Below are 24,293 nucleotides of genomic sequence, written 5' to 3' on the forward strand. Positions count from 1 at the left end.
CGGGCACCAGTTCGCGGATAAGAGGTCAGTGGGCCGGGTGAAACTTCCCAGCCACGCGGGAATTTCGATCCCGCACCGGTTTTTTCGAAACCGGCGCGAGACCTAGCTTGGCACCTTCTGGCGAATCGGTGGGCGTCCAGCTCGCTTCGCCCAACTCCCAACACACCACGATGAACATTCGACAATTCCTCCTGCTGGCCGGCGCCACGGGCGCCGCGCTGGGCACCGCCCCGGCGGTTTTTGGTTTCGCGGAAGTCGCCCGCGGCGAACTGCTCCTCTCGACGAGCGGCCGCGCCATGTATGACTCGCGCGTCTTCGGCGGCTATCGTTCCGGCGACGACTACATCTTCAGCCTCGATCCGAAGCTGATCTACAAGCGCGAGGCCGGGCAGATCAAAATGGAGGCCGACCTCGGCGCGCGCATCAATCGCTACCTTGATTATACCTCGTTCAATTCCGAGGACCTCGTCGCCTCGTTGACGCTGCGACTCCCCCCGGGCGGCACTTCCCTCGCCTCCGGCTCCTTCCTCGTCAGCTACGATGAGCGCACGGACGTCAACTACGACGTGAACCGCCGGCTACGCGAAAAGAGCTTTCTCGCCGACCTGGAGACCAGCATACCCGTTAGCCTCAAGGTGGCGGTGCTGCTCGAGGGCATGTTTCGCAAGGACGAGCGCAACCAATTCAGCGACCGCGAAACCCGCTCGGGCTCCGTGGGCGTGCGCTACCAGAACTTTCTGGGCGGCAGCCGGCTCGACCTGCGCTACCGCCGGCTGGAGGTGGAGACCAGCGGCGGCAATGAGTTCGGCATCCCGCTGGACCAGAGCAGCGACATTTACAGCGCCACATTTTCCCGGCCGCTTTACGAGGAAATCGTGCGCGGCTTCGTGAGCTACGGCTATCGCGTGCTGCATCGTTCGCGCGCGGAGGTGTTCGGCGGCGACGCGAGCGAGGGCGGATCGATCTTCTCGATCGGAATCCAGGGGCCATTTCTGCCGCCGAGCCGGTTCCCGAAACTCGATAGTTCGCTTTCGTTCAGCTACATGAAGGCGGAGACCCCGGGTCTCAACGACTCCACCGGCGAACGGTTCCACGGCAACCTGAGCCTCGCGTGGCAGGCGCGCGAGCGCACGAAGCTGACCTTCAATGCGCGGCGCTCATTGGATCTCTCGGTCGAGGACCGCACCGTCGAGACGACCTCGGTGTTTTTTGGCGTGGACCAAGCTATCGGCAATTTCATGACGGGGAATCTGTCGGCCGGCTACGAAGCGCGCGACTATCGCGCGCCGACACGCGAAGATGACGCCTTCATCTTCCGCAGCTCGCTGCATTACCGGATCACCCGTTCGTGGTCCGCCACCGGGGAATACCGGTTGCGCGCCACCGACTCGACCTCGCGCGTCGCCGATTACGCCCGGCACGTCGTGGTGCTCTCAGGCAACTACACGTTCTGATTTCGTTTCGCTATGCGCTGCTTCCGTCTGCTTGCTCCCGCCCTGCTTCTGTTCGCCACCGCATCGGCCCAGCTCGAGCCGCCTCCCGGGCCCGCGGCCCCGATGCCCGCGGCGAACGACACCGACCCTTCCTACCGCCTGGCGGCCGGCGACTCCCTTTCCGTCAACCTCTACGGCGAACCCGACATGTCGGCGTCACAGCGGCTCGACAATAATGGCGTGCTGCGTCTGCCGATGATCGGCGAGGTGAAGCTCGGCGGGCTGACCGTGCGCGAGGCGGAGGCGACCCTCGAGAAGCTCTACCAGTCGCGCGAATTGCTGAAGAAGCCGCTCGTGACGATCAACGTGAGCAATTACGCGCTGCGCGAGGTGTCCGTCCTCGGGGCGGTGCGTTCTCCGGGCAACTTCCAATTCCCGAAGGAAACCACGAGCCTCGACATCGCCGATCTGATTACCCGGCTCGGCGGGTTCACTCCGACCGCGAAGTCGGACGCCGTGAGCGTGATTCGGCGGAAACCGGACGGCACGGAAGAAGTCACCACGGTCGATGTGGAACGCATGATCTCAGGACGACGTCGGGGCGACTCGACCCGGCGCGAGTTTGCCGTCTTCCCTGGCGACCGCATCTGGGTACCCGAGCGTCTCTTCTAATCCGCGTCGCGTCAGCATTCCTCCCTTTCCCTGCCCATGCCCACTTCGAAAAAACCGGCGGCCGACCGCCGCAATCCTCAGGCGAACACTGGATTTCGTATCACGCCGCGCGATCTGCTGCAGATGTTTCAGGAGCGGTGGCTGCTCGGCCTGTTCCTCGGCGCGATCGCCGCGGGTGTGTTCGTCTATTTTCAGCCGGAGAAGGTGCCGCTCTACTACAGCGAGGTCAGCCTGCTCTTCGAGACCCGCAAGGATCGCGTGCTCAACATCCAGGACGTGGTCGACACAGGGGTGCGCAGCACCACGGAGCTCAACGTCCACGCCGAACAACTGCGGAGCCAGACGTTTTTTGAATACGTGCTCACGTCCTTCAACAAGGAGGAAGCGGAGCGGATTCAGCGGCCGTATCGCGATCCGACCCAGCCCGACAAGCCGGTGCCGTCGCTCGCGGAGATCATCCGACCGAACCTCACCATCTTCGCGCGACGTAACACCACGATCCTCGTAGTCGGCGTCACCAACCGCAACCCGGAGAACGCCGCGCTGATCGCGAATCGCTTCGCGCGACGCTACATCGATTACAACCTCGACCGCGCCAACAGCGGCACCAACTCCGCGATCATCTTCCTGCGCAACCAGGCGGAGGAACTTCGCGCGCAGGTCGAAGCCGTCGAGTCCTCGCTGCAGGAATTCCGCGCGCGGAACAACATCGCGGCCTTGGGCGAAAACCAGAACGTCGTGCTGCAGAAGGTCGGCACCGTCGGCACCGCCCTGGTGCGGGCGCAGATGGAACAGGTCGAGATGCGCTCGGTGCTGGATAAGATCGACGAGTACCGCAAGGAGGGCAAAGACCTCTTCGAGATCCCGGCCATCCTCGGCTACGGCCAGGTCAGCGCGTTGCGCACGCGCTACGCCGAACTGCAGGCGCAGCGAAAGCTGCTGGGCGAGAAATATCTTCGGCTGCATCCGAAGATGACCCAAAACGAGCTCGAGACCACCGAGACCAAGCGGCTGCTCGACGAAGCGGCCGCGCAGGCCATCGCGAACCTCGAGACGCGCAACCGCATCGCTGCGCAACACGAGATCCGGCTGCGCGCCGAGCTCGAGCAGGCCGAACGCAGCGCGCACGAGTTGGACAAGACCTCCGTCGACTACAAGTTCCTCGAACAGGATGCCGCCACCAAGCGCGCCACCTACTCGCGCATCGTCGACCGGCTCAACGAAGCCAGCGTCGCGAGCCAGATGGAGAACACCAACATCAAGATTTTCGATCCGGCCTACGTGCCGGGTGGACCGATCGGCGACGCGCTGGCGATCCTGATCGCGAAGGCGAGCTTCATCGGCGTCGGCTTGTTCGTGCTCATCCCGCTCGGGATGGGATTGATGGATACCCGCATCAAAACGGTCTCGCATGTCGAGGACGCGCTGGGCGAAGTCCTGCTGGGCGCGGTGAAAACGATCGACGGCTTGGGCGAGATCGAGCGCGCGCACGTCTACCGCCTGCACAAGGACGACGGGCTCACGGAGAGCTACCGCGGCATCTACAGCGCCATCGACATCCACTCGACGGAGCCTTTCCCCAAAGCGATCATCAGCACCAGCAGTATGCCCGGTGATGGCAAGAGTCTCACCGCGAGCAACCTCGCCGCGGCCTTCGCCGCGCATGGCCGGCGCACCCTGCTCGTCGATTGCGATCTCCGGCGGCCCGTACTGCACCGTTATTTCGGCGTCGATTTGAGCAACGGCTGGATTCGCGCGCTCGCGACCAGCGCCGCCGGCGGGCAGCCGCCGCCGCTCCCGACCACGATCGCGTTTTCCGAAAATCTGGATCTGCTCCCGTCCGGCGGGGTCGCGAAGAACCCGACCGAAACGCTCGAGCGTTTCGTCACGTCCGGCATGCTCAAGCGGCTGCTCGAGCGTTACGATCTCGTGATCCTCGACACGCCGCCCGTGGCCGTCTTCCCGGACGCGCTGTTGCTCAGCCGCTACTGCAAGGAGCTCATCTTCGTCTGCAAATACGGCTCGGTCCGTCTCAACAGCGTCCGCAAGACGCTGGCTCGCGTGCACGAGACCGGCATCAAGGTGCTGGGCCTGGTGATCAACCAAATGCCGGAGTCACGCTTCCGTGCCTCGGGCTACGAGGGCTACGGCGCCTACGGTCAGGACTACTATCAGGCCTACGCGAAGACCTCCGCCGCGCAGTAACCGCGCTGCGCGCGCCGCGTGAAGACGCTCAACCAGACTCGCGCTGCGTTGCTGGCCGACGCGTTGCGCGCGGTCAGTGCGGTCGTGCTGCTCACCACGCTTTTCCTCGCTCCCTTGAACTACGGCTCCACCCGCCCGCTGCCTTTCGAAACCCTGATCGCGCTCTGCGCGATCGGCGGCGGCGCCTGGCTTCTCGCCGGCGCCTTCGTGGGGGCGTGGTCCCTGCCGCCCTGGCCGGCGCAACTCGGGATCGGATTAATTATGCTCGCCGGCGCGGCTTGGCTGTTGGTGCTGGCGCCGCCGGACGTGCCGGCGTTCACGCACGCCCATTGGGGCCGGATCGCGCGGCGGTGGCCGCACAGCGTCGTGCCGCGCGAATTCGGCTTGCTGCTCGCATGGGCCGCGGCCGGCGCGCTTGGCTTTCTGGCGTTTTGCGATCTCGCCCGCGACTTCATTTGGCGGCGGGCCATCGCGGCGGTCATTCTGGTCGCGGGTGTCGCCGTGGCGACGCTGGGGTTGCTGCAGAACGCGACCGGCGCCCGTGGAATCTTCTGGGAACACGTGGCCCGGATGCCGGGCACATTCTTCGGACCGTTCTACCACCACACGTCTGCCGGCGCCTACCTCAACCTGGTATGGCCGATGGGGCTGGCGCTCGCGCTGACCGGTCTGCAGCGGCCGCACGGCAGCGCCCGGCTGCGCGCGGTGATCTATGGCTCCCTCGCCGGCGTCACCCTCGTGCTGGTGGCCCACGTCGCGCACGTTTCGCGCTTTCCCCAGGTGATCGCGCTCGGCGCGCTTGTGGGCTTCGCGGTCTGGAGCGGAGCATGGACCCTGCTGGGCCGGATTCGGCATCTGCGCTGGGCGCTCGGCGCGCTCCTCGTGGCGCTGGTGCTGGGCCTCACGATGTTTGGCGGCGGCCGCGCCCACCGGATCGCGGAACGCTGGCAGCTCCTGCGCGTTGAGGGTCTCATGGGGGGACGGCCCGCGGTCGCCCCCGCCCCGCCCGCCGACTGGCCGCGGCTGATGCGGGACGATTTGTTCGTGCCTTCGGATCACCGCCAGTACCCGCTCGGCGATCGCGGCGCGGCTTATGCCACCGCGCTCGCGGCCGTGGCGGATCGGCCCTGGTTCGGCTGGGGGCCCGGCGGCTGGACCGCGGCGGCGGCGGCGCACTCGGTCGATCCGTTCATCCGCACCTTCTTCCTCTACCTTCAGTTCACGCACAGCGATTACCTGCAAACCGTCGTGGAATGGGGCCTCATCGGCGCCACCGGCTGGCTGTTGGTGCTGCCCGCCGCCGCGCTGCACGCCTTCGTCCGCCTGAGCCGCCAACCCGCGCGGGATGTGCTGGGCGCCGGCGCCGCCGTCGCCCTGAGTACCGTGCTCGTGCAGGCGACCATCGATTTTCCCCTGCAGATTCCGGCGCTTCTGTTCACCGCGCTCGCCCTCGCGGCGGTGGCTTGGACGGTTCCCGGCGCACGAATTGCCCAGATTGCTGTCTCTCCAACTTCTCTGACATGAGCGTATTCAATCCGACCGACGAAATCGTCATCCGCCCCAACCAGTCCTGGCTGCGCATCGACTGGCGCGGGCTCCTGAAATATCGCGATCTCGTGATGCTGATGGTTCGGCGCGACTTCATCGCGCGCTACAAGCAGACCATCCTGGGGCCGGCGTGGTTTGTCATCAACCCGGTGCTTACCTCGCTCACCTTCACGCTCGTCTTCAGCCGCGTGCTGGGCGTTTCGACCAGCGGCGTGCCGCCGGTGCTCTTCTATCTCTCGGGCATGCTCGGCTGGTCCTATTTCTCGAATCTCATGCACACGACGAGCTCGGCGTTGCTCACGAACGCGAGCCTCTTTGGCAAGGTGTACTTTCCGCGGCTGATCGTGCCGATCTCGATGTCGATTTCCAGCTGCATCGCGTTCGCAATCCAGCTCTGCACCCTGCTGGCGGTCGTGGCGTTTCACTCCCTCACCGGTCGCTACGATGCGGATTGGGGCCGCATCGGGCTCGCGCTCCTCATCCTCCCGACGGTCGTGCTCCACACCGCCATGCTCGCGCTCGGCGTGGGCCTGTCGCTGGCGTCGATCACCGTCAAGTATCGCGATTTTCAGCACCTCGTCACCTTCCTGCTGCAGATCTGGATGTATCTCACGCCGGTGATCTTCCCCTTTAGTCGGATCCAGGCGCGGTTTCCGGATCATGCGTGGCTGGCGGCGCTCAATCCGATGTCCGCCATCGTCGAGAACATCCGGTCGCTGTTTTTCGGCCTGCCCGGCATGCCCTCGTCCTACATGGCGCTCTCGATCGGCGTCGCCGTCACCTTGTTCACTTTCGGCGTACTGATGTATCAGCGCACCGCGCGTACGTTCATCGACACCGTGTAGCCCGCACTGCGCCCGCTTCCCATTTCCTTCTTTCCCTGATCCATGTCCCACCCGGCCATTTCCATCCGCAACATCTCAAAAAAGTACCGTCTCGGTCTCATCGGCATGACCACGCTGCGCGACGAGCTGCAGCGGCGCTGGGCTCGGCTGCGTCGCGACGATCTCGCGCTGGGCGTAAAGAACAACGTCCGCAATCGCGGCGCCGAATTCTGGGCCTTGCGCGACATCTCCTTCGACGTCCAGCCCGGCGAGGTCGTGGGCCTCATCGGCCGCAACGGCGCCGGCAAGAGTACCCTGCTCAAGGTACTCAGCCGGATTACCGAGCCCACGCTCGGCGAAATCCGCTTGCGCGGCCGCGTCGCCAGCCTGCTCGAGGTCGGCACCGGCTTCCACCCGGAGCTCAGCGGCCGCGAAAACATTTTCCTCAACGGCGCCGTGCTCGGCATGACGCGCGCCGAGACCCGGCGGAAGTTCGACGAGATCGTGGAGTTCTCCGAAATCGGCAAGTTCCTCGATACGCCCGTCAAGCGTTACTCGAGCGGCATGTATGTCCGGCTCGCCTTCGCCGTCGCCGCGCATCTCGATCCCGAGATCCTGATTGTCGACGAGGTGCTCGCGGTGGGCGACGTCGCCTTCCAGCGCAAGTGCCTCGGCAAGGTGAAGGAGATTTCGCAGGGCCAGCACCGCACGGTGATCTTCGTCAGCCACAACATGAACGCGGTGGAGAACATCTGCACCCACGGCGTCATGCTGCGCAACGGCCAACTCGTGCGCGAGGGCAGCGACGTCCGCGACATCATCCGGCAGTATCTCGCCGACGGGCTCAATCCCGACCAGGAGCCGGTCTGGCAGAACGACACGCACCAACTGAAGAACGACTACTGTCGGATCGATCGCTTCCTGCTCGCCGATCCGCAGGGCGACCCGCTGCGCGAAACGGTGCGCAACGACACCTCCGTGAGCGTGATCATCGAGGGCGAAATCCTGAAGCCGAATCCGAACCTCCAGTGCGGCTACGGGCTTTTTAGCGATGAGATGGACCTGCTCTACATCAGCACGCATCTCGACCAGCCGGAATCGGAATGGGTCGAGCTGCCGCGCGGCTCCTTCCGGCTCACCACGAAAATCCCTCGCCGTTTTCTGAACGAGGGCCGCTATCACGTCGGCTTGTTCTTCGCGTTGAATCGCCGCGAAAAACTCTGCGAGCCCGGCGGCAAGGGCTCGCCGATGCTCACGTTCGAGATCCGGGGCGGGCTCAGCGATTCGCCGGCGTTCATGTCGCGGCGCTCGGGTTTCCTCAGTCCGATCTTGGAATGGGAGACGCGCACCGGCGTCGAGCTGCTGGCCTGAACCTCGCTCCGTGACACCGCCCACGCTGCCGCACCCATGCTCCGTCCCGCCTCCCTTCGTCCGCCGGTGTCGGCCGGCTCTCGCGCCGGCGCGATCGTGACGTTCGGGCGCGAACGGCGCTGCGACGGTTCATCTCCTTCGCGCCGACGAGGCACTCCCGCCGCCGCGGCGTGACCAAGCGGTGTTTCGTCATGGCGGCGCCCTCTCCTCTCCGCGTTATTCTCGTCGGCTGCGGAGCCGTCGCGCGGCAATTCTACGTACCGGCCTTGCGCGGGCTGCAAAACATCGGGTGGCTGCGCGTCGTGGCGATCGTGGATCCGGCGGTCGCCGCGCGCGAGATCGTCGCCCGCGCTTTTCCCAAGGCGAGTCAGGCCGCGGCGCTCGAGCATACCACCTCGCCCGCGGGCACGCTCGCGATCATCGTCTCGCCGCCCGCGTTTCACGCGGCGCAAGCCATCGCCGCGCTGGAACGCGGCTGGCATGTGCTGGTTGAGAAACCCCTCGCCGCCTCCGTGGCTGAATGCGAGCAGATGATCGACACCGCCCGGCGCCAGGAGCGATTGCTCGCCGCCGGGCTGCACCACCGCTTCTTCCCGGCCAGCCGCTATCTTCGGGCGTTGTGCCGCGATTGGCTGCTGGGGCCGCTGATCTCGTTCAGGATCCGCGAAGGCGGGCCTTTCCGCTCACCGGTCGGGCCGTCGTTCTTCGATCGCACCCAGACGCCTGGCGGCGTGCTGTTCGATCTCGGCATCCCGGTGTTCGACCTGCTCGGCTGGTGGCTCGGCGAACCTGACAATGTGCGCTATGCGGACGACAGCATGGGCGGCTTCGAGGCGAACGCGTTCGCCGAGCTGCACTACCCCGGCGGCGCCGTGGGCCGCGTGCACTTGAGCCGCGACTGGCCGACGGCGCAGGAATATCGCTTCGTGTTCGAACGCGGCGTCGTGGGCTGGCCGGCGAACGACGCCAGCGCGCTCAGCGTGCAGCTGGCCGGCGCACCCGCCGCGGTGCAGGGCGCCCTCGTTCCTCCGCTGTCCGAGTTGCCGCCCGCCGCGCCCATGCGGCCGCTCGAGGGCGCGGCGCAGTGTTTTGTCCTGCAACTGGCCAACGTGCTCCGCGCGGTCGCCGGCGAAGAGCCGCTGGCCGTGCCGGCCACGGAAGGCGTCGCCGCGCTGCGACTGTTGGAACACTGCTACGCCACGCGCACGCTCGTCGCCCAACCCTGGCTCTCCCGCGAAGAGGCCCAGCCCGCGCTCGACCACCGCGCGTCATTGCGCGTCCTGCCATGAAGCTCGCGATTGTTGGAGCCAGCAGCGCCGTGGGCGCCCGCGCGACCGAGCGCTTCCATTTGGTCGACGGCCACGAGGTGCTCGCACTCGTGCGCGCCCCGGCCGGCCTCGCGCTGCCGTCGCGGTTCAATCTTGAAACGCGGCTCGCCGACCCGCTCGATACCGATGCGATGGCGCGCGCATTCAGTGGCTGCGCGGCGGTGCTCCACACCGCAAATGGCGATCCCGCCCAGCTCGAGCGCATGCCCGCGGCGCTCTGCCTCGCCGCGCGCGCCGCCGGTGTGCACCGGTTGATTTATCTGAGCAGCGCGTTGGTCCACGGGCCGACGCCGCCGGCCGGCGCCGACGAAACGTCGCCGCTCGCTCCGCATCAGCCGCTCGAGCTGGGCCGCGCCCGCGTTCGCGCCGAGCAGAAGTTCTTCGCGGAGTGTCAGCGCCAGGGCTTGGTCGGCTTCGCGTTGCGCCCCGGCTGGATCTACGGCCCGCGCTCGCCCTGGTTCGGCGAGATCGCCGCGGATCTGATCGCCGGTCGGGCCTGGCTCTACGAAGGCGGACGCAATCACTGCAACGCCACTTACGTCGACAACGTGGTGCACGCGATCACGTGTTGCCTGCAAGCACCCGACAACGCCGCGGGGCCCTATCTTATCGGCGATGGCGAGCCTTTGCTCTGGGAACGACTCTATCGCGAACTCGCCGCACAGCTCGACGTGCCGTGGTCGACCGTGCAGCAGATTTCCCAATTGCCCGCCTTCAAGCGCAGCTGGCGCGATCGCGCCGGGCAGGCGGCGGCCCACCCATTCCTGCAGCGTTTGCTGCCGCTCGTGCCGCATCGGTTGAAGCGAGGCGCCAAGGCCGTGATCGATGCCGGTGCGCCCCGGTCGGATTCGTGGTCGCTGCCGAACGGCCCGCGGCCGCACATCACCCAGGAAATGGCCCTGGCTCAGCAGTGCACCTGGTCGCTTTCGCATCGCCGCGCCACCGAGCAGCTCGATTACCACCCGATCGTCACCTACCCCGAAGGCTTGGAGCGAAGCGTGGCGTGGTGGCGCTTCGCCCAGGGCGAATTCTCCCTCGCCGCATGAATCCACGCGCCGCGTCGGCCCGTCGGCGCGGCAACCCCCTCCTCCCATGTCGCTGGCCCTGCTCATCCTCGCCCACAAAAACCCGCACCAAGTCGCGCGGCTGTTCCGCGCCGTCTACCGGCCCGTCGACGTCGTCGTGCTCCACTTCGACCGTCGGTCCAGCCGTGAGCTGCACCAACTCGGGGCCAACTTGGCGCGGGCGCATCCCAACGTCGTCGTGCTGCCATCCCGCACCGTGCTTTGGGGCGGCTACGAAATGGCTGCGGCGCAAATCGACGCCATGGCCGCCGCGCTGCGGGTGCGCTCCGACTGGCATCACTTCATCAACCTCACCGGCCAGGATTTTCCGCTGCAGTCCACCGACGCGATCGACGCGCGGCTCGCCGCCGAACCGGAGGCGAACTACGTGAGCTGGTTCGATCCGATGACGAGCACGTTTTGGAGCAATGCCCGCCAGCGGATCCTGCGCTACCACCTCGAATGGCCGTGGCTCGACCGGTTGCTTCGCGTGCCGGGGTTCGGCCGCCGGCTGCGGGCCTTGCTGGGCTGGAGGAACCGGTTGCCGCACCTTCCCGGCTTCGAGCGCAAGTGGCCCGACTTTCATTACTACGGTGGTTCGAATCACGTTATCCTGAGCCGCGCCGCGTGCCAGCATGTCGTCAGCGATCCGCAGGCGTTGCGCATCCGCCGCTGGCTCAAGCACGCCGGCCACGCCAACGAAATCGTCTTCCCGTCCGTGATGCTCAACAGCCCGCTGGCACACACGGTCGTCAACACCGACCTGCGCGAGATCGATTTTCCGCTGCATGCGCCTCACCCGCGAACGTTTACCTCGCGCGACTGGGATCGGCTCAACGCGAGCCCCATGCTGATCGCGCGCAAATTCGACGAGGCGGTCGACGGCGCGATCCTGGATCGGCTCGCGGCCCGCCTGCCGGGTATCACGCGTTCGCAACCTGAACCGGCGCACTCGTAGCCCAATTCGCTGTCCATCCGGCTCCCTCCTCTTCCGGAGGGCCGCTGTCCATGCGCTCTTTCCTGCTCGATTCCATGCTCCGTCACACCCGCTTCGCTCCCCCTCCCACGGGCGGGGCCGACGCCAACCTCCGCTGGGCTCACCGATGAAGTCTCCGTTCATCAGCATCTGCATTCCCGCCTATCGCGCCGAGCGGTACCTGCCGGCGACGCTCGAATCGGTGCGGGCGCAGAGCTTCACCGACTGGGAACTGATCGTCACCGAGGACGGCTCGCGCGATTCGACCGAGGACATCGTGCGCGAGTTTGCCCGCACGGTGGAACAGCCGGTGCGCTACGACCGGCACGCCCACAATCTCGGCCTGCCGGCCACGCGCAACACCGGCATCGCCGCCGCGCGCGGCGAATGGATCGCGCTGCTCGATTCGGATGACGTGTGGACCACCGCGCACCTGGAAACCGCGGCGACGTTCACCACCGATGCCTCGATCGAGTTCATCCACTCCGGTTCGGTGCTGTTCGACAGCGACAGCGGCCGCGAACTCGAGGTCCGCGCGCCGACGCCCCAGATGATCGGAGACTTTCCGTGCAGCTTGTTCAACGGTATCTACACGATCCAGCCCTCGTCCGTCGTGATGCGGCGGCGGCTCTGGGAAGATGTCGGCGGCTTTGATCCGACGTTCCGCTACGTCGAAGACCGTGAGATGTGGATCCGCTGCGCCCGCACCGGCGCGCGTTTCATCTACACGGGACTCAACACCTGTCTTTATCGCCGGCATGCATCGGCACTGTCGCGTCACGGCGTCGCCATGGCGCTCGCGAGCGCCCGCGTCTACGAGAAGAATCTCGACTGGGAAGCAGTGCCGCGCCGGCTCCGTGAAACCCGCGCGGCCGATGCCTGGCTGGCCGCCGGCCGCATCGCGCTGCGCAGCGATCCGGCGTCGGCCCGGAGTTTCTTCAGCCGCTCGCTGCGGCACCGCGCCCTCAAACCGGCCGTGTGCGCCTACTGGCTCGCCGCCGCGGTCATGAATTTCACCCGCGTCAAGGCCGCATGAGTCACGCGATCTGTACCCTGTTCGAAGGCCACTACCATCTCGGCGTCGGCGCCTTGATCAATTCGCTGCACGCGAGCGGATTTCGCGGGCTGGTGATCTGCGGCCACCGCGGGCCCGAGCCCGCCTGGGCCACCGCGGCGCGCACGTTGCCGGACGGCATCGACGTGCGGTTCGTGCCCGTCGCGCCTTCCGTCCACTTCACCTATTACAAGCCCGCGTTCATGCTCGAGTGCTGGGCCGCGCACTGTCCCGACGCGCAGCAGCTCTACTATTTCGACCCCGACATCGTGGTGAAAGCCCGCTGGCCCGTGCTCGCCCGTTGGGCGGCCGACGGCGTGGCGCTCTGTGAGGATGTCAACGGCTACCTGCCCGCGCGACACCCTTACCGGCTCGCGTGGACTGATTTTCTGCAAACCCACGGGCTCGCGACGGCGCGACCGCTCGATCGCTACTACAACGCCGGGTTCGTCGGCCTGCCGCGCAGCCAGCGCGCGTTCCTGGAGGTTTGGACGCGGATCATCGGTTACGCGGAGCAGCAGTTGGGCGCGCTTCATCAGATAAAGTTCAACGACCCCAACGCGCTGCTCCACACGCCCGATCAGGACGCCCTGAACATGGCGCTGATGGTCTCCGACGTGCCGATCAACGGTACCGGGCCCGAGGGCATGGATTTCGCCGCGGGCGGACACCTGCTCTCGCATGCGATCGGGAAACGCAAACCGTGGCGTGGCGGCTTTTTCGCCGACGCGTTGCGCGGACATCCACCCGGCACCGCGCAGAAATCGTTCTTCCGCTTCGCGCAATCGCCGCTGCGGCTTTTTCCCGCCGGACAACTCGCGCGGCTCCGGCTCTCGCTGCAGACGAGCGCGCTGCTCGGCCGCATGTATCGCCGCGCCTGAACGCACCTCCCGGCGTGAAACTCGTCTTCCTTTGCACTTCCCTGGCTCCGGGCCGCGACGGCGTCGGCGACTACGTCCGCCAGCTGGCCGGCGCGTGCGCCCAGTTGGGACACGTCTGCCTGCTCGTGGCGCTGCACGATCGCGCGCTGCCCGCGGCCACCGGTCTTCAGCAGCGCGCCGGCGAGGTGCGGTTTTCGAGCGCGCTGAGCTGGTCGCGCCGCGCCGCGTTGCTCGGCAGCCTGCTGCGCGAATTCGATCCGCATTGGATCAGCTGGCAGATCGTGCCGTTCGGCTTTCACCCCAAGGGCCTCATGCCCGACGGCGCCCGCGCGCTCGCCGCGATCGCACGACCGTGGCGGAACCACGTGCTGCTGCACGAACTCTGGGTCGGCCTCGCCGAGGGCGAACGTTTCCAGCTCCGGCTGCTGGGCGCGCTGCAACGCCGCAAGCTGCTCGCCTTCCTGACGCAGCTCGCTCCGGCCTGCATGCACACGACCAACCCGACGTATCAGCTCGCGCTCGCGCACCACGGCTGGCCGGTCGCCGTACTCCCGCTTTTCGGCAACATGCCCGTGCTTCCGGTCGAGCCGTCGCTTGCCACCACGGAGCTCGCCACGGTCGCGGCCGGAAAGCTCCCGCCGGGTCCGCGCTGGACTGGCGTGATTTTCGGCACGATTCACCCGCAGTGGAAACCGGAGCCCACGCTCGCGTGGCTGCACCGCGCCGCCGCGCGCGCTCAGCGCCGCCTCACGCTGCTCGCGGTCGGCCGGATCGGCGTGCATGGCGCGCGGATGTTGGAGCACCTCCACGCCACGCACCCCGAGGTCGCGGTGATCGACGCCGGTCCGCAACCGTCCGAGCGCGTCTCGCACCTGCTGCAGGCGGCAGATTTCGGAATCGCCACGCACCCTTGGGCGCTGATCGGCAAGAGCGGCTCCGCCGCCACGATGCTCGAGCACGGGCTGCCCGTGCTCGTGCCGCGCGACGACTGGCGCCTGCGCTGGGGTGAACTCGAATCTCCCGCCGACCCGCTGCTCCGGCGACTGCGGGATCTGGAACCCGCGGACTTTCCCGCCTGGCTCGAACAGCGCCGTCGCCCCGAGTCGCGGCTGCCGGGCATCGCCGCCGCGTTCCTGGAGGAACTTGATCACGCGCTGCCGGGCGGCGCGCTCGTGGCATGAACGTCCTCGCCTACGCCCCTCAGATGGCCGCATTCGGCGGCATGGAACGACACGTGTGCGATCTCGCCTGTGTGCTCGCCCGTCGCGAACACCATGTCGTGCTGCTCACAACCAGCAACTCACTCGCGCCGCGGCTGCGTGAAAAGCTGCGCGAAAACGGCGTCGCGCTGCGCGAACTCGCGCGGGCCCGCGGCGAGGCCCGCGGCTGGCTCAAGGGCCTGTGGCTGCTGCGCGAAGCGCTGCGCCACGATCGCACGCCGTGGGATCTGATCTACACGAACGGCCAGAGCGCGCTCGCGCGGCTGCCCTGGCTCGCAGCGCGACCGCACACGCGGATCGTGCACCATCACCACACCGCCGCCGACGCAGGTGAGCAGGCGACATGGTCCGGCGGGTTTCGCCGCGTGCTGCAGCGCGCGCCCGAGCTCGTTGGCTGCAGCCGCTCGACGCAGGCCGCACTGGCGCAGGCGCTCGGCCGCGATGACGTTCGCTATTTGCCCTACTTGACCTGCCCGCCCGTCGACGCCGGCGCCGTGCGCGACCGCACCTACTCGCCGAACAGCCGGTTGCATTTCGGCTTCGCCGGCCGGCTGGTCGCCGAGAAAGGCATCGACCGGATCTGCGAACTCAGCCGCGAGCCGAGTCTCGCGGACATCACGTGGCACATCCATGGCGCCGGCCCGACGTACCCACCGACGTTCTTCCGCCCGTTTCCCAATGTGGTCTATCACGGCCCCTACGCCGGCGAAGTGCAGCAAGGCCAGATCCTGCAGGCGCTTGATGCCCTGGTGTTGTTCTCCACTCACAACGAAGGCATGCCGCTGAGCCTGATCGAGGCGACTTCCGCCGGCCTGCCGTGGATCGCGACCGATCGAGGCGGCACGCGGGAACTCGCGGTCAGTCCGGAGAACGCGCTCGTGGTCGCGCACCCGGCCACGCTCCCCGATCTGCGCGCCGCCGTGCGCGCGATGGCCGATCGCATCCGCCAGGGGCAAACGTCGCGCATCGCCCAGCGGCTGGTTTATGACGGGCTCTTCTCGCCTCCGGTGGTGTCGGAGGCGTGGTGCGATTTCCTGGAAGCCCGGCAACCGCAACCTGTCCCATGAGCCAGTCTCACGCCTTCCCCTCGTGGATCCTTCCCGATTGGCGCTGTCCGGCGCAGCATGCCGCCGGCTCGGCCGATGCCGCCTCCCGCGACGCGTCTAGCCGGGCCGGCCCGCCGGCCGCCGAGTTTCACTCGTCCCGCGAGTGGGGCCGCGCGGATTCGTCGCTCGATCTCAGTTCGGCGCTGGCGTCCACGGACGGTCGGCGGATTCGCACCAGCGTGCTGGTCAACACGCACAACCACGCCCGGTTCATCGAGGAATGCATCGACTCGCTCCTCGTACAAACGGTGCAGCCCGACGAGATCATCGTTTACGACGACGCGAGCACCGACGACACGCCCGAACGGCTCCGGCGCTACGGCAACCGGATCGTGCTCATCCAAGGCCAGGCCGGCGAAGGCCCGGGCTACGTGCGTCAGGCCCATGCCATCTTCACCGCGTTCCGTCATTCGACCGGCCAGCTCATCTTCCTCCTCGACGGTGACGATCGCTTCAAACGCACCAAGATCGAGCACTATGTGAACGCGTATGCGGTAAACCCCGACGCCGTGCTCGTCCAATCCCCGATGGATAAGATCGACGAGCATGGCCGGATCATTGGCAGCAACCGCGAACCGCGGAAACACGTCGTCGAGCACCTGAAGGCCATCTATCGCGAACAGGACGTCGACTTCTACTATCCAACGAGCTCGCTCGCGTTTGCCCGCTCCTTCCTGCTTTCCACCCTGCCGGTGGACCTGTCCGACGGGCTCGCACTCTGGACCGACACGCGGCTGAGCGTGATTGCCCCCTACTTTGGCCGCGTGCTGACGCTGCCCGAGGCGTGGGCCGAATGGCGCCGCCACGGCGGTTCGGATTCACTGCGCGTGCGTTCGCGCCGGCTGCAACTGCAACAAACGTGGATGCGCACCGAGGTGTTCAACCGCTTCTGCCGCCGGCACGGACTGCGCACAATCTCCACCTGGCGCAACGGCCGCTTCTACCTGCAACTCCTCCGGTTCTCGTTGCCGGAAGGCGCGTATCACCTCTTCCAGCGGCGGCTGCGGCGCCGGCTCACGCGGGCCTGGCAGGTCTGATGGCGCGTATGTGGTCTCCGCGCAAAACCGCCCAGTCGCTCCGGTTCCATGCGCGGCGACTGCGGACGCGCGCGCTCGCGGCGCCGCGCGCCGTGCCGTGGCTCCGCCAAGCGCTGCGGCTGCCGCGCAACGAGGTGTTCGATCCGCTGGCGGGCGAGTCCGTCGCCGGTGTGCATGTGATTCCACTCGATCCCGCCGCAAGCTTCCACCGACCGCTGCCGCGTTTTGTTGAACCGCATCCCATGGCGGAACGGTTTTTTGCCCAGCGCACCCACGAGGTCACCGCACCAACTTACGTCGTGGACCTAGCCGACGCGATCGCCTGGGGCCATCCGACCGGCGGCGTGTTCACGCCGGACGGCCGGTTCGTGCCCGCGTTCACGCATGATCCCTCCGGTGCCGCCCTGCACACCGCGTGGACCCGGCTCCGACTGCCGCGACCGAAGCCGCTGCCCGGACGCACGCTCTATCTCGTCACGCCGGAGGCCACCGACAATTTCCACCACTGGATGATCGATCTGCTGCCGCGGCTCGGGCTGGTGGAGCGCGCCGGATTTCGCGTGCCCGATTTCGATCACGTCATCGTCAATCATGCGCACCGGCGCTATCAAACCGAGACGCTTGCGCGGCTGGGAATTCCGCTGGACCGCGTGATCACCGCAGATGCGGCGTTGTTCGTGCGCGCCGAGCACCTCGTGGTGCCCGCGTTGAAACAGCATCACCAGTCGCTGCCCGCGGCCGACGTGACCTTCCTGCGTCGCGCCCTCCTCGGCCACTCGACGAGTTCGTCCCCGGCGTCGCGCCGGCTCTTCCTAAGTCGCGCCGACGCTTCCTATCGTCGGTTGCGGCACGAAGCCGACCGGCATGACTGGCTGCGGGCCCATGACTTCGAAATCGTTCGTCCCGGAGATCTGACCGTGGCGGAACAGGCGCGATTATTCGCCGAAGCGGACGTGATCGCCGGCCCCGCCGGCGCCGCCTTCGCGAACCTCGTGTTCGCGCGGCCAGGCACCCAGGTCATCGAGATCGTGCCCCCGCAATGGATCGCGGCGTTTCACTGGATGATTTCGGCGCGTTGCGGACTCCATCACACCGTCGTGCTCGGCGAGGGTCCGGTCATGCGCGAGCCGCCGGGCGCCGGCGCCCGGCAGCACGACATCGTGTTGAGCGCCCAGAAGTTCACTCGCGCGCTGTCGCTCGCCGGTGCCCCTGCCGCCGCGTAAGCCGCGTGCAACCGATTGCGCCCGCGCCTGTCCGTCGTCGGCCAGCCTTCACGATGATTTTGTTTTCGCATCCCACCGGCAACGCGAACGTGCGTCACGCGGCGCTCGGCCTGCACCGCGCCGGATTGCTCGGCGAGTTCTGGACCTGCGTGCACTACCGCGAAACGCCGCTGCTGCGCCGCGTTCTGCCCCGATCGCTCCGCCGGCAGCTGCAGCGCCGCGCGTTTCCCGCGGAACTAAACCACAAGATCCATTCGGCCCCGCTGCGCGAACTGGGGCGGATGCTGGCGCCGCGCGCCGGGCTGCGCTCGCTCGTCCGCCACGAACACGGACCGCTGAGCGTCGATGCCGTGTATCGTTCGCTCGACCAGCGCGTGAGCCAGCGGCTCGCCGCAGGGGCGTTCTCCGGCGTCTACGCCTACGAGGACGGCGCGCAGGCGAGTTTTCGCGTCGCCACCGAGCGGGGATTGTTGCGCGTTTACGATCTGCCGATCGGCTACTGGCGCGCCGCCCGCGCGATTCTTCAGGAGGAAGCCGAGTTGCAGCCCGCGTGGGCCGGCACGTTGACCGGCAATCGCGACAGCGCCGAAAAGACCGCGCGCAAGGACGCCGAGCTGCAGCAGGCGGACGTCGTTTTGGTCGCGAGCACGTTCACCCAGCAGTCGCTGCAACTCGCACCCGATTTTCGTGGAACCGTCGCGCGAATTCCCTACGGCGCACCCGCGGTGGATCCGCTCCTCGTCGCCGCGCGCGAGCCGGCGGTGCCCCGCCAACGATTGCGCGTGCTGTTCGTCGGCTCGCTCGGACAGCGCAAGGGCCTCAGCTATCTGTTCGCCGCCGTCCGGATGCTCCGGCCGGCCGTCGAGCTGACCGTGATCGGCGCTCCCCCACTCGCCCGCTGCGCCGCGCTCGAATCCGAGTTGGCACAGGTTCGGTGGATCCCGTCGTGTCCGCACCGCGAGGTGCTCGCGGAAATGGCGCGGCACGATGTGTTCGTGTTCCCCTCCCTGTTCGAAGGCTTCGGACTGGTGCTGCTCGAGGCGATGGCGATGGGACTGCCGATCATCACCACCGCGCACACCGCCGGCCCGGATCTCATCACCGACGGTGAAGAGGGCTTCATCGTGCCGATCCGTTCGGCCGCCGCCATCGCGGAGAAACTCGACCTGCTGCGGCGCGATCCGGCGCGGCGCGCCCACCTGAGCGAACGCGCGCGGGCTCGCGCCGGCACGTTCAGCTGGGAGCAGTATGGTGCCGCCGTCGCCCAGGCCGTGACCCGCAGCCCGGTGCCCGCGTGAGCATGGAGAAGACGATCAAGTTCCTGCTTTGGACCTATCTCGTGCTGCTCATCTTCGAGGGCGCGCTGCGCAAGTGGGTGCTGCCCTCGCTGGCCGACCCGTTGCTGATCGTCCGCGATCCCGTGGCGATCGCGATTTATTGCGCGGCGCTCTTCAGCGGCCGGCTGCCGATGAACGGCTTCGTGATCACGATCATCGGGCTCGCGCTCGCGTCGATCGCGGCGAGCTTCGCCGCCGGCCAGACCAACCTCCTCGTGCTCGGCTACGGGTTGCGCATCAACTATGGCCACCTGCCGCTCATCTGGATCATGGCGCAAACGCTCACCCGCAAGGACGTCGAGCGCATGGGCTGCTTCCTCCTGCTCGTGGCGATTCCGATGACGCTCCTGATGGTGTGGCAGTTTCGCTCACCGATGAGCGCGTGGATCAACAAAGGTGTCGGCGGCGACGAGGGCGGACAGATTTTTGGCGCACTGGGCCGCATCCGGCCGCCGGGCTTTTTCTCGTTCATCACGGGGCCGCAGGCGTTTTTCCCGCTCGCGGCCGCGTTCTTCCTGTATCAGGCGAGCGGTAACCGGCGGCTGTGGTGGCCAATTCTGGTCGCCAGCGGACTGGCCGTGCTCATCGCGTTGCCGGTGTCGATCAGCCGCACCGCGATGATTGCGACCGGGATCGTCGTCGCCGCCTTTGTCGCGAGCATGCCGCGCGCGGGCATCGGGTTCGGGCCCGGTTTCAAGGCGCTGATCACGCTGGCTGCGGTCGGCGTGGTCGTGTCGTTTCTGCCGATTTTCAGCGAGGGCCGCGAGGCCTTCATGTCGCGCTGGGAGACCGCGGCCTCCACGACGGCCACCGGCGACGCGTGGTCGAGCATCGTGGGCCGGATCCTCGGCGGTTTCACCCAGCCGTTTCAATGGGCCGCGAACGCCCCGTTCTTCGGCAACGGCATTGGCGTCGGCTCCAACGTGGGCGCCCGCCTGCTCGCCGGCCGGGTGGGCTTCCTGCTCGCCGAGGACGAATGGAGCAAGGTCTTCCTCGAGCTCGGCCCCGTGCTCGGCGCCGCGTTTCTGGGCTTCCGCGTTTTCTTGACGATCCACTTGGGCCTGCGCGCGCTGCGCGCGCTGTTCTTCGATCGCGATAACCTGCCCATTCTCATTTTCGCCGCCGCCGCGGTGCCGATCGCGTTGAACCAATGGGCGCCGCCCACGGTCCTCGGTTTCGCCGTGGTCGGTGGCGGACTGCTGCTTGCCTCGCTGAACCCCGTCATCGAGGAAGAAGAAGAGGAGCAGGAAGAGGTCGCCGAAGGCACCGAGAGTGCGGCTGACGAGGAGCCGGCCGAGGCGCCGCCGACGCAGCCGATCCGCGAACGCTACTAGCCGCGAGGCCGCTTTCCGCCATGCACGTTCTGCTCATCGGCAATTTCGCCCCCGACCATCAGGAGAGCATGCTGCGCTTCAGCCGGCAGCTCACGGCTGGATTGCAGGCGCTAAACCATGAGGTGAGCACGTGGGCGCCGCAGCCGCGGCTGGTGCGTCTGTTGCCGCGCTATCGCTACGGTGGTTTCGCCAAATACATCGGTTACCTCGACAAGTTCGTGCTTTTCCCGCGGCAGGTGCGCTCCCAGCTCGCGCGCCAGCGGCCCGTCGACGTCGTCCACATCATCGATCACGCGAATGCGGTTTACGCGCCGCTGTTCACCGCGCGCCCGGTGCTCGCCACCTGCCACGACCTGCTGCAAATCCGCGCGGCGCGCGGCGAGTTTCCCCAGCATCGCGTCGCCGGGCTCGGCCGTCGTTATCAGGAATGGATTTTGTCCGCGATCGCGCGGCTGCCTCATGCGGTCACCCCGTCGGCGCAGACGGCGCGGGACTTGCACCGGCTCGCCGGCCTGCCGCTCGAGCACACGACGGTGATTCCGATGGGGTTGAACTATCCGTATCGTCGTTCGTCCGCCGGCGCGGCCCGGACCGCCCTCGCGCAGATGCTGCAGGCTCGCGAGCTGCCCGCCGACTTGCTGCAACGCCCCGGCGGCTTCCTCCTCAACGTCGGCGGCGGCCAATGGTACAAAAACCGCAGCGGACTGCTTGAGCTGTACGCCGTGCTTCGCCGGCTGCTCACGCCCGCTCCGCAGCTGATCCTGGTCGGCAAACCGCTCTCGGCCGAACACGGCGGGCTTACCCACGCGCTGGGGATCGAGCGCGAGGTCACGCATCTCGCCCGCGTTTCCGAACTCGAACTGCAGGCGCTCTACTCGACCGCCGAGGGACTGCTGTTTCCCTCGTGGCACGAGGGTTTCGGCTGGCCCGTCGCCGAGGCGCAGGCTTGCGGCTGTGCGGTTTTCACCTCCGAGCGCGCCCCGATGACCGAGGTCGGTGGTGAAGCCGCAGTCTACTTCGATCCCGCCGACGTTTCCGCGGCGGCGCGCACGATCGCGGACGCGTGGCCGCAACGCGATGCGCTGGGCCAAAAGGGACTGACGCGCGCCGGCGAGTGGAGCCCGAGCCGGATGATCGAACGCTACGTCGACACCTACCTGCGGCTCGGGGCCGCCGCGCAACCGGTCGCCGCATGAAACTGCTTCGTGTCATCGCCACGCTCGATCCGCGCCATGGCGGGCCTGCCGCCGGGCTGCGCGCGATCACGCCCGAGCTGGCCGCGCTCGGCCACGTGAGCGAGTTCGTGTGCCTCGACGCGCCCGGACAGGTGCGCGAGTTCCCCGGCGCCGCGGCGATTCACGCGCTCGGCCCGGCTCGCGGCGGCTACGCGTACGCGCGCGCCCTTGAGCCGTGGCTGCGGGCGCACGCCGGCGCCTACGACGCGGTGTTCGTGCACGGGCTGTGGCAGCATCACGGGCGCGCGGTGCATCGCGCGCTGCGCCGGCGGCGTCCGCCGTATTTTGTTTTCCCGCACGGCATGCTCGATCCCTGGTTCCGGCGCGCCTATCCGCTGAAGCATGCGAAGAAGTGGGCCTACTGGCAGCTCTGTGAACGCCACGTGCTGCGCGACGCCGCCGCCGTGCTGTTCACCTGCGAGGAGGAACGACGCCTCGCCCGCGAATCGTTCCGCCCCTACGCGTGCCGCGAACGCGTGGTCGCCTACGGCACGGCGGCGCCGCCCGCCGACGCCGCTGCGCAGGTGCGTGCCTGGCGCGAGATGCAGCCGGCGCTCGCGGCGCGTCCGTTCTGGCTTTTCCTCGGCCGGATTCATCCGAAAAAAGGCGTCGATCTGCTCCTGCGTAGCTATGGCGAGTTGGCGCGCATCGCCGGCGCCGAGCTGCCCGCGCTCGTGATCGCGGGTCCGTGCTTCGATCCGATTTACCTGACGAACCTGCGGAACCTCGCCGCGGCGCTGCCCGCCCCCGCGCGGGTGTTTTGGCCGGGCATGCTCGAGGGTGCGACCAAATGGGGCGCGCTGCGCACCGCCGAGGCGTTTGTGCTGCCGTCGCACCAGGAGAATTTTGGTATCGCCGTCGTCGAAGCGCTCGCCGCCGGCACGCCCGTGCTGATCTCCCGCGAGGTGAACATCTGGCGCGAGATCGAGTCCGCCGGCGCCGGCTTCGCGGACACCGACGACGCGGCCGGCACCCGGCGGCTGCTGGCACGCTGGCATGAGCTACCCCGGGCCGCCCGCGGGCCGATGCGTTCGGCCGCGGTCGAACTGTTCACCACCCGCTACGAGATCGGCCGCGCCGCGCGCAGTCTTGTGGAAACCATCACGCCTTTCGTTCGCCCCGTCCCCACGATTTCACTGACATGAGTGCCGCTCCCCTTCTGCCGACCGCCGATCTGTTCATCGAGCCGCCCGCCCGTAGCGGCGACGACGTGGAATACGTCTGCCGGCTCGCCGAGCCGCGCGGGACCACACACCGGATCTGGTTTCGCTTTCCCGCCAGCTGCGAGCCGCTGCTGACGCGGCGGGCCGATCCGTTCGTGCTCGCCACGCTGATCTATAGCCTCGGCCGGATTGGCCGGCTCGAGATTCATGGCGCCGTCTCGCAGGGGCTGCTCGCCAACGTCGCCGATTTTCAATCCGCCTACGCGGCGTTTCATCGCGTGGCCGCTGCACCGGTGCGGCTCGTGGCCCGCGAGGTCGTCAGCGCCGCGACGGCGAACCGGACGGATGGAGGAATCACCGCGTTCTCCGGCGGCGTGGACAGCTGCTTCAGCGTTTTCCGGCACACGTCGCTCTCCGAGCTGGAGCCCAAGCGGCCGCTGCGCGCGGCGCTGATGATGCACGGCTTCGACATTCCGTTGGCCGAACCGGCGATGTTCGCCCGCGCCGCGACGCGCGCGCGCACGCTCACCGAGTCGGCGGGCGTCCGGCTCTTTACCGGCGCCACGAACCTGCGCACGCTGCCGGGGCATTGGGAGGACACATTCGGTACCGCGGTGGCCGCTGTGCTCACGTTTTTCCAACCCGCGTTTGTTTTCGGCCTCGTTCCCTCGGCTCAGCTTTGGCAACAGGTTCATTTCGATCACGGCTCGAATCCGCTGACCGACCCGCTGCTCTCGAGCGGGGCGTTCGCGATCGTGCACGACGGCACGAGCTTCGGTCGGATCGACAAGCTCCGCGCGCTGGCCGCGTGGCCCGAGGCGCTGCGGCTGATGCGGGTGTGCTGGGAAGGACGTCACCTCGACGCCAATTGCGGCCGCTGCGAAAAATGCCTGCGCACGATGCTGATGCTCCGGATCTGCGGCGTCGACGCGCCCGCCGCATTTCCGCCGCTCGACCTCGCCGCGCTCGACCGGCTGGTCATCCGCACGCGCGGCGGCTTGGATGAGTTTGCCTACCTGATCAGCGAAGCGCGGCGCCGTAACATCACCGAGCCGTGGGTGGCTGCCGCCGAAGGCGCGGTGCGGCGCAGCCGGCGTGCTGCCTGGCTCAAGGCACGCGCGCGTCGCGCCGCGGGCTGGCTGCCTGCCGCGTGGCGCAATCGGCTGCAACGTGTCCGCCACCCGGCAGTCGCGACGGCGAGTGCGCCACCGCTCGCGGAGGCTTCAACCCAACCGGCGCCCGTCGCCACGGAAGAGATGCTCTCACGGCCATGACTGCGCGC

General features: G+C 67.6%; 20 protein-coding genes. All 20 read left to right on the forward strand.

Features of this window, described 5'->3' with window-relative positions; all coding sequences use genetic code 11:
• The first annotated feature begins 170 nt into the window (after positions 1-170).
• Entirely contained in the window at positions 171-1,454 is a 1,284-nt protein-coding gene (locus OTER_RS16405; RefSeq protein WP_012376049.1) for an outer membrane beta-barrel protein, read from the forward strand.
• Between the two features lie 12 nt (positions 1,455-1,466).
• Positions 1,467-2,105: a polysaccharide biosynthesis/export family protein gene (locus tag OTER_RS16410; RefSeq protein ID WP_012376050.1), complete on the forward strand. Its 639-nt coding sequence runs from the start codon at positions 1,467-1,469 to the stop codon at positions 2,103-2,105.
• Between the two features lie 36 nt (positions 2,106-2,141).
• A complete protein-coding gene (locus OTER_RS16415) occupies positions 2,142-4,310 on the forward strand; it encodes a GumC family protein (RefSeq protein ID WP_012376051.1) in 2,169 nt (722 codons plus the stop codon).
• An 18-nt stretch (positions 4,311-4,328) separates the two neighbouring features.
• Positions 4,329-5,834, forward strand: coding sequence for an O-antigen ligase family protein (locus OTER_RS16420; protein ID WP_012376052.1), 1,506 nt, complete (start codon positions 4,329-4,331; stop codon positions 5,832-5,834).
• A complete protein-coding gene (locus OTER_RS16425) occupies positions 5,831-6,703 on the forward strand; it encodes an ABC transporter permease (protein WP_012376053.1) in 873 nt (290 codons plus the stop codon). Before OTER_RS16420 ends, OTER_RS16425 begins: the two co-directional genes overlap by 4 nt.
• 42 nt (positions 6,704-6,745) lie before the next feature.
• Positions 6,746-8,053 carry an ABC transporter ATP-binding protein gene (locus OTER_RS16430; RefSeq protein WP_012376054.1) on the forward strand — a complete coding sequence of 436 codons (1,308 nt, stop codon included), beginning with the start codon at positions 6,746-6,748 and terminating at the stop codon, positions 8,051-8,053.
• A 191-nt stretch (positions 8,054-8,244) separates the two neighbouring features.
• Positions 8,245-9,342: a Gfo/Idh/MocA family protein gene (locus OTER_RS24330; RefSeq protein ID WP_012376055.1), complete on the forward strand. Its 1,098-nt coding sequence runs from the start codon at positions 8,245-8,247 to the stop codon at positions 9,340-9,342.
• Entirely contained in the window at positions 9,339-10,427 is a 1,089-nt protein-coding gene (locus OTER_RS16440) for an NAD-dependent epimerase/dehydratase family protein (protein WP_012376056.1), read from the forward strand. Before OTER_RS24330 ends, OTER_RS16440 begins: the two co-directional genes overlap by 4 nt.
• Positions 10,428-10,473: 46 nt before the next feature.
• The gene (locus OTER_RS16445) at positions 10,474-11,403 is read left to right on the forward strand and encodes a glycosyl transferase (protein ID WP_012376057.1); all 930 of its coding nucleotides are present in this window, start codon (positions 10,474-10,476) and stop codon (positions 11,401-11,403) included.
• A 145-nt stretch (positions 11,404-11,548) separates the two neighbouring features.
• A complete protein-coding gene (locus OTER_RS16450) occupies positions 11,549-12,457 on the forward strand; it encodes a glycosyltransferase family 2 protein (protein WP_012376058.1) in 909 nt (302 codons plus the stop codon).
• Complete coding sequence (locus OTER_RS16455) at positions 12,454-13,356, forward strand: hypothetical protein (protein ID WP_012376059.1); 903 nt, start codon at positions 12,454-12,456, stop codon at positions 13,354-13,356. Before OTER_RS16450 ends, OTER_RS16455 begins: the two co-directional genes overlap by 4 nt.
• A 14-nt stretch (positions 13,357-13,370) precedes the next feature.
• Positions 13,371-14,537 (forward strand): hypothetical protein, encoded by a 1,167-nt coding sequence (locus OTER_RS16460; protein WP_012376060.1) that lies wholly within the window; start codon positions 13,371-13,373, stop codon positions 14,535-14,537.
• The gene (locus OTER_RS16465) at positions 14,534-15,643 is read left to right on the forward strand and encodes a glycosyltransferase family 4 protein (RefSeq protein ID WP_012376061.1); all 1,110 of its coding nucleotides are present in this window, start codon (positions 14,534-14,536) and stop codon (positions 15,641-15,643) included. Before OTER_RS16460 ends, OTER_RS16465 begins: the two co-directional genes overlap by 4 nt.
• Positions 15,640-16,719 (forward strand): glycosyltransferase, encoded by a 1,080-nt coding sequence (locus OTER_RS16470; protein ID WP_012376062.1) that lies wholly within the window; start codon positions 15,640-15,642, stop codon positions 16,717-16,719. Before OTER_RS16465 ends, OTER_RS16470 begins: the two co-directional genes overlap by 4 nt.
• Before the next feature lie 8 nt (positions 16,720-16,727).
• Positions 16,728-17,942: a glycosyltransferase family 61 protein gene (locus OTER_RS16475; protein WP_044891827.1), complete on the forward strand. Its 1,215-nt coding sequence runs from the start codon at positions 16,728-16,730 to the stop codon at positions 17,940-17,942.
• 53 nt (positions 17,943-17,995) lie between these two features.
• Positions 17,996-19,240, forward strand: a complete 1,245-nt coding sequence (locus tag OTER_RS16480; protein WP_012376064.1) for a glycosyltransferase family 4 protein — start codon at positions 17,996-17,998, stop codon at positions 19,238-19,240.
• Positions 19,241-19,242: 2 nt separating this feature from the next.
• Entirely contained in the window at positions 19,243-20,613 is a 1,371-nt protein-coding gene (locus OTER_RS16485; protein WP_012376065.1) for a hypothetical protein, read from the forward strand.
• Between the two features lie 20 nt (positions 20,614-20,633).
• Positions 20,634-21,809, forward strand: coding sequence for a glycosyltransferase family 4 protein (locus OTER_RS16490; RefSeq protein WP_012376066.1), 1,176 nt, complete (start codon positions 20,634-20,636; stop codon positions 21,807-21,809).
• A complete protein-coding gene (locus tag OTER_RS16495; protein ID WP_012376067.1) occupies positions 21,806-22,993 on the forward strand; it encodes a glycosyltransferase in 1,188 nt (395 codons plus the stop codon). Before OTER_RS16490 ends, OTER_RS16495 begins: the two co-directional genes overlap by 4 nt.
• Complete coding sequence (locus OTER_RS16500) at positions 22,990-24,285, forward strand: hypothetical protein (RefSeq protein ID WP_012376068.1); 1,296 nt, start codon at positions 22,990-22,992, stop codon at positions 24,283-24,285. Before OTER_RS16495 ends, OTER_RS16500 begins: the two co-directional genes overlap by 4 nt.
• Positions 24,286-24,293 lie beyond the last annotated feature (8 nt).

Source organism: Opitutus terrae PB90-1, from assembly GCF_000019965.1.
Classification (GTDB): domain Bacteria; phylum Verrucomicrobiota; class Verrucomicrobiia; order Opitutales; family Opitutaceae; genus Opitutus; species Opitutus terrae.